Here is a 4,033-nt window from a genome sequence, read left to right as displayed (position 1 = left end):
CACGAGCTCGTTCAGGAACTGGTCATCCACAGCTGCAGGCGCAGCCCCCACCTCAGATGCCGTGGCTATGTTCTCGCTGGTCACAGGCGCACTCTTCCATGATCGGAGTTACACCGTTCTTCGGGCTCTGTCTCACATTCGGTGGTGCCGGTGGGTCATGACGGCAACGGATAGGACATCGGCTACGAAACCGCAGATCGGCGCCTCATAGCCGGTCTCCTCCAGAATCCGGCCGATCACTTGGTGTCCGGTAGTGAGAGTTCGCCGCGGTAAGCCCGATGGTCCGGCATGATGCCGTCCGCCTCGAAACATCGAGGTCAGGACGCTGTCCGCACTCTCCGCGAGGTGGACATGCTCAACGTGCACAATCCGTCACCACCGCATGTGAGACAGAGCCGTTCTTCGTACAGTCCCGGTGTTGGTCGTTGTATGTGGTGTGCCGAGACCTGGGCAGGTGAAGAAGTCGTCGGGTGACCGGTTGTCGGACCGGATCGCTCTGGGTGTGTTGACGCGGGTGTTTCCGCCGGAGTTGGTGGATGAGGTGGTGGCGGAGTGCGGGCGGGTCGAGCAGCGTTCGAGGCTGCTGCCGGCCCGGGTGGTGGTGTACTTCGTGCTCGCGATGTGCCTGTTTGCGGGGCAGGGCTATGAAGAGGTGGCCCGGCTGTTGACGCAAGGGCTGGAGCGGGTACGGCGGTGGGAGAGGCCGTGGCGGGTGCCGACGACGGCGGCGATCGGCCGGGCTCGCCGGCGGCTGGGGCCGGAGCCGTTGCGGGTGCTGTTCGGCCGGGTCTGCCGCCCGGTCGCGACACCGGACACGGCGGGTGCCTGGTATCGGCGGTGGCGGCTGGTCGCGGTGGACGGCACCGTCTTCGACGTCCCGGACACCGAGGCCAACGCCGAGTTCTTCGCCCCGGCCCGGTTCGGGCCGGGGCCAGCAGTGCAGTGCGTATCCGCAGGTCAGGGTGGCCGCACTGGTCGAATGCGGGACGCACGCGGTGTTCGCCGCGGCGACCGGCCCGCTGTCGGTGCGCGAACAGCAGCTGATCCCGGGCCTGCTCGGCCGGCTCGGGCCGGGCATGCTGCTGATGGCCGACCGCGGCATTACCGGGTTCGAGCTGTGGCAGGCAGCGTCCGTCACGGGTGCGGACCTGTTGTGGCGAGTCCGCAAGAACATCGTCCTGCCGGTCCTGCAGTCTTTCGACGACGGCGCCTACCTCTCCGAGATCGTGGCCAGTGGTGACCATGACCGCCGCGCTCCGGCACGGGTGCGTGTCATCGAATACCGGCTCAAGGGCCGCGACAAGGACACCGTCTACCGTCTGATCACCACCGTCTGCGACCCGGACGACGCACCCGCCACCGACCTCGCTGCCCTCTATCACCAGCGGGGGAGATCGAGAACACCCTGGATGAGATCAAGACCCACCAGGGCGGTCGGCGGCTTGTCCTGCGCTCGCAGTATCCCGACGGCATCGAGCAGGAGATCTACGGATTCCTCCTCGTCCACCAAGCCCTGACGCACACCACCCGTGAGCTGCTGCAACGACCCCTACCGCCCCGCAGACGACGCTCCAACCCCCGCGTCATCAAACGCAAGATGAGCAATTGGCACCTCAAACACCCCCACCACCGCAACCCACCCCGGCCACCGACTCACACCGTCACCCTCACGCCACCCACCAAACCAACCAGCCGGCGCCTGAAAAGAAGCTAAATCACCGGTATTGGGCCTAAACCAATCCCAGTATTCACCGCACAAGGAAAGTGGGGAATCAATGGAGGCCAGAGGGCCGCGCGGGCGAAGTGCTGCGCGACCCCATGGAATTACATTCCACCCACCGGATCGGCCGAGCAGGTTATGATCGCGTCCACAAAACGATCACCGTAATTCTGGTTCACGAAATGGAAGTCGGCGGAGTTGGGAAATGTTGACCTATCTACGTCGATATCGGCAGTAACGCCCTCCTTGAGGGCGCCTGTAGTTGCTGCGATAATGTACGGAGTATCAGAGTTCGGGCATGTTAGCGTAGCGTGACCCTCGCCAGGAATTGCGGGAAGCCACTTCCCATTGATCGCGACTTCCTGTTTGATGGTGACCGGTGCAACCTTGCAGAGATACTGCACCACAACGTAGCTGTACGTTGAGGTTAGGTTCGAGACCACGACCTCGAGCTTGCGGCCGTTCTCGACCACCTTTTCGCCCCAGTGCTTCGCCGTTCCGTGGTCATAGATCTTATATTCCGTTAGCTGCTGGCCTGACGGGCAAGCGAAGTACGCGTACTTTGTCTCACCCTGATAAACCGTCACATATCCCTGATTCCAGGACCCTGGAGTGGCTGCTCCAGCGCTTGAAGGAGTTATAGCGACTACGCTTCCTGCCATGGCTACAGCAGCTACCGCTGATTTGACAGCGTTGATAAATTTCACTAAATTCTCCATGTATCAAGTATTCGGAAGTGCATAATTGAGAATAACTTCGATGAAACTGGATGCGTGAGTAATCGACGCTCAATCCTGATGGGGCTCCATGAAAGCGTCTGCGAGCCGCCGTGCAGCGATGAGTTCGGTTCGAGTGCAGTGGTGTTTGGGCAGGCAGCCACCGGGGCGGCGTCGGCGAGATATTCGAAGAACACGGCGGCCGGCCACACTCCGCCAGCCGGGACATCGGGATGCAGCAGATGCGGCGCGTACTTCTGAAGAACCGGGAGCCAGGCGGCGGCAGGGCGGGAGCGGAAGAAAAACGCGGTGGCGCGCGGGTCGGCCCACCGGGCCAGCTCCCTTGCCTGGTCTGGACCCGGCTGGTCGAGGGCGGTGAGCTCGAGGACCCGCGGGGCGCGGCCGGGCAGCGGCACCAGCAGCTCCCGGGCGGCCGCGAGGACCTCGGTGTACAGGCCGGCCGTTCGGCCGGCCTCGGCCGCGACGCCGTGCAACGTTCCCGACGTCTTGCCGTACACGTTGCCCCACACGCCCAGGGCCTCCTCCTGGGCTGCGCCGAGCTTCACTCCCATCAGCCGCTCGGCGATGCCTGCGGCCCGGCCCCGGCGTCCACCGCCGGGACCAGACCCGAGGCGACCGCCCACCGCCAGGCCGCCAGGCCGCCACCTTCAGCCGGCCCGCCGCCCTGTACTCGTCATACGACTCACGCATCGCACATCTCCCGTTCTCCCGCCATGACGCGGCCCGCCGACCGGACCGCGCCCGAAACATGCCGAAAGATCCTGTCTGTTGTCGATAGCCTGATTTGCAGGGGGAGTTGAGGGCATGCCGCTGGATCCGCGCTCGCGTACGCGAGGAGGAGAACCACCCGGGCGGGTGAACGGCTGCAGGGGCACAGGTGACGAAACCCCCCTGTTCGGCAGGGGGGTTTCGGGGAGCCAGGAAGGGGCGGGCGGCCTCACGAGATGTGGCCGGCCCCCCGTACAGGGGTGGGCGGGGGACCGGCGGCCGGGCGGCCGGGGAGTCAACGACCAGTCGGCTCCCGGCGCCCACGACCACGGTAGACCTTCGGTCGTCACTACACCGGCAGGGAGCCCTGGTTGCGCCTCGCCTGCGAAGCCTCCGCCGGCGAGGCGGTTCAGCGTCCCGGCACCGCCGAGACCGGCATAACGGGGGTCTGTGACGGCGCCGGGGCGGTCGTCCCCGTCGCCGGGTTGCTTACGTTCGGGCCGAACAGGATCACGAGGGTGACTGCCACCGCGGCAACCGCTGCGATCGCGGTTTCAAGGGTGCGGTTACGCCGGTACACCACGACGCCGACGACCAGGGCCAGGAGGACCACGAGGGCGTTGAGCACCTCGATTTTGAAGATCACCAAACACTCCCTACTGACTTCAGCTCGTTGGGGTGAACCGTTGAGAAGTCGCTCCCGGGTGCGGGTAGGTGACTGTATCCGTGGTGTGTGAGATATGCGGATGGGGGCGGGCTGACTCCGGCAGCGCGTCGGCGTCGTGAGGCGGTACGAATGCAGGCAGGCGAGCTGTTCGAGCAGAAGATCACGCCACCGGAAGTCGCACGGCGGCTGCGAGTCAGTGTG

4 protein-coding genes and 1 pseudogene are annotated in these 4,033 nt (G+C 65.1%); 2 read left to right on the top strand and 3 right to left on the bottom strand.

Annotation, left to right across the window (positions count from 1 at the left end; translation table 11 throughout):
* Positions 1 to 415: 415 nt before the first annotated feature.
* Positions 416 to 769, top strand: a pseudogene (locus ACFWUY_RS40735) (transposase domain-containing protein); the annotation flags it as partial.
* 52 nt (positions 770 to 821) lie between these two features.
* The gene (locus ACFWUY_RS40730) at positions 822 to 1,517 is read left to right on the top strand and encodes a transposase (RefSeq protein WP_384121870.1); all 696 of its coding nucleotides are present in this window, start codon (positions 822 to 824) and stop codon (positions 1,515 to 1,517) included.
* A gap of 307 nt (positions 1,518 to 1,824) precedes the next feature.
* On the opposite strand, the gene ACFWUY_RS40725 is transcribed toward ACFWUY_RS40730, so the two are convergent.
* From ACFWUY_RS40725 to ACFWUY_RS40715, 3 genes are all read right to left on the bottom strand, one after another.
* Positions 1,825 to 2,439, bottom strand: a complete 615-nt coding sequence (locus ACFWUY_RS40725) for a hypothetical protein (RefSeq protein ID WP_384121868.1) — start codon at positions 2,437 to 2,439, stop codon at positions 1,825 to 1,827.
* Entirely contained in the window at positions 2,427 to 3,008 is a 582-nt protein-coding gene (locus tag ACFWUY_RS40720) for a hypothetical protein (RefSeq protein WP_384121865.1), read from the bottom strand. Before ACFWUY_RS40720 ends, ACFWUY_RS40725 begins: the two co-directional genes overlap by 13 nt.
* 566 nt (positions 3,009 to 3,574) lie before the next feature.
* The gene (locus tag ACFWUY_RS40715; RefSeq protein ID WP_384121863.1) at positions 3,575 to 3,811 is read right to left on the bottom strand and encodes a hypothetical protein; all 237 of its coding nucleotides are present in this window, start codon (positions 3,809 to 3,811) and stop codon (positions 3,575 to 3,577) included.
* Between the last annotated feature and the right edge of the window lie 222 nt (positions 3,812 to 4,033).

It is taken from the genome of Streptomyces sp. NPDC058664 (assembly GCF_042716635.1).
GTDB lineage: Bacteria > Actinomycetota > Actinomycetes > Streptomycetales > Streptomycetaceae > Streptomyces.
Note: the sequence above shows the minus strand (reverse complement) of the source record. Positions and strands in the feature narration are given on the sequence as shown.

What these genes read in the sequence shown, in the direction of transcription:
- ACFWUY_RS40725 (WP_384121868.1), bottom strand. Translation starts at nt 2,439, where the DNA reads ATGGAGAATTTAGTGAAATTTATCAACGCTGTCAAATCAGCGGTAGCT.
- ACFWUY_RS40720 (WP_384121865.1), bottom strand. Translation starts at nt 3,008, where the DNA reads ATGGGAGTGAAGCTCGGCGCAGCCCAGGAGGAGGCCCTGGGCGTGTGG.